We start from the raw sequence: 1,540 nt of genomic DNA, 5'->3' as shown, positions 1-1,540 counted from the left end.
GCACCGCTGGACGGTCCGTGGGAGGGCGGCCGGCCGAGCCTGGAGGACCTGCTGCTCGGCTACCTCCGCGCCCCAGCCGCCCCGCAGCCTTCCGCCGCCCAGCCGAACACCGAGGTCGCCGCATGAGCGAACGAAGTGAGCGAATCATCAAGAGGTGCGCATGGGCGAATGCCCCTGCCGAGCGAAGCGAGGAGGGCGCATGAGTACGAACGTCCTGCCCAAGCGGAGCGTCGCATCGACGACCCGGCGCCCGGCCGCCGGGCGCGTGCGCGGGGTGGCATGGGTGGTGCTCCGCCAGAACCGTTTCCTCCTCCGGACGATGGCCGTCCTGCTGGTCCTCGCGGCCGTCGACCTGCTCTGGATCCACCTCGCCAGCCGGCACACCATCGGCGTCCTGAAGCGGACCGGCTGCTACAGCCCCGAGACCTGGGACAACGTCCGGTGCTATGCCGCACTCGCGCCGATCAGCCGGCCGACCTTCTGGTTCGCCGAGGTGCTCCAGCCCGTGGTCACGGCGGTCCCGCTGCTGGTCGGCGTCTTCGTCGGCGCGCCGATGATCGCCCAGGAGCACGAGCGCGGAACGATCCGCCTCATCCGGACGCAGTCCGTGCACCCGCTGCGCTGGCTGGCGGCCCGGATCGTGGTACCCGGCCTCGCCGTGCTGGCCACGACCGGCGTGATCGCCGCGCTGATGAGCTGGGTGTGGTGGACGGACATCGTCCACGGCCCCTACGCCTTCGACCCGCCGTTCCAGTTCTTCACCTACCCCGCGCTCGGGATCGCCCCGGTGGCGTGGTCGCTGTTCGCGCTCGCCGTCGGCGTGCTGCTCGGTCAGGTGCTGCGCCGGACGCTGCCCGCGATGTTCGTCACGGCGGCCGTGGTCGGGACCGCCTTCGGCGTGCTGAGCTGGGCCCGCCGGTACCTCTACCCGATCACGGACAAGGTGGTGCCGCTGAACGAGGCGCAGCCGACCAACGCGTGGCTGATCGACCGTGGCGCCGTCATGGCCGACGGCACTCGGGTCGGCGGCGACACGTGCCTGTTCGGGAGCCACGCCTGTGACGGGGCGACCGCCTCCTGGATCAAGTACCACCCCGCCGGCGACCTCGTCCCGGTCCAGCTCGTGGAGGCCGGGATCCTGCTGGTGCTCGCCGCCGCCGCGCTGGCGGCCGTCTTCCGGCTGGCCCGGAAGTAGGTGCCAGGGGCTCGCCCCGTACGCCGCCGCGGCGTCCTCGTTCACGCCGCGCAGCATCGCCGACGGCAGTGACGGCTCAGGCCGGGCGGCCGGGCGGGACGAGGCCGGACTGGTAGGCGATCGCGACGAGCTGGGCGCGGTCGCGGGCGTCGAGCTTGGCCATCGCGCGGTGCACGTGGGTGCGGACGGTGAACGGGCTCACGTACATCCGCTCGGCGATCTCCTCGTTGGTCAGACCGGTGGCCGCCATCGACATCACCTCGCGCTCACGGGCGGTCAGGACGGCGAGGCGAGATCCCGGTGAACGGCACCGCCAGCTGGACCCTGAGCGGCACGCTGTCCTCC

The 1,540-nt window shown here is 72.5% G+C and carries 2 protein-coding genes; one reads left to right on the top strand and one right to left on the bottom strand.

Annotated features, from left to right (window positions below; genetic code table 11):
• Positions 1-199: 199 nt before the first annotated feature.
• Complete coding sequence (locus AB0O00_RS38930; RefSeq protein WP_363659403.1) at positions 200-1,195, top strand: hypothetical protein; 996 nt, start codon at positions 200-202, stop codon at positions 1,193-1,195.
• Between the two features lie 76 nt (positions 1,196-1,271).
• Here the strand turns inward: AB0O00_RS38930 and AB0O00_RS38925 are convergent.
• Positions 1,272-1,540 (bottom strand): response regulator transcription factor (locus tag AB0O00_RS38925; RefSeq protein WP_363659402.1); only part of this gene is annotated, 269 nt, incomplete at its 5' end.

The sequence above is a fragment of the Kitasatospora sp. NPDC093558 genome (genome assembly GCF_040683475.1).
Classification (GTDB): Bacteria; Actinomycetota; Actinomycetes; order Streptomycetales; family Streptomycetaceae; genus Kitasatospora.
The sequence above is the reverse complement of the archived record's forward strand: the minus strand, read 5'-3'. Positions and strand labels throughout refer to the sequence as shown.

What these genes read in the sequence shown, in the direction of transcription:
- AB0O00_RS38930 (WP_363659403.1), top strand. Translation starts at nt 200, where the DNA reads ATGAGTACGAACGTCCTGCCCAAGCGGAGCGTCGCATCGACGACCCGG.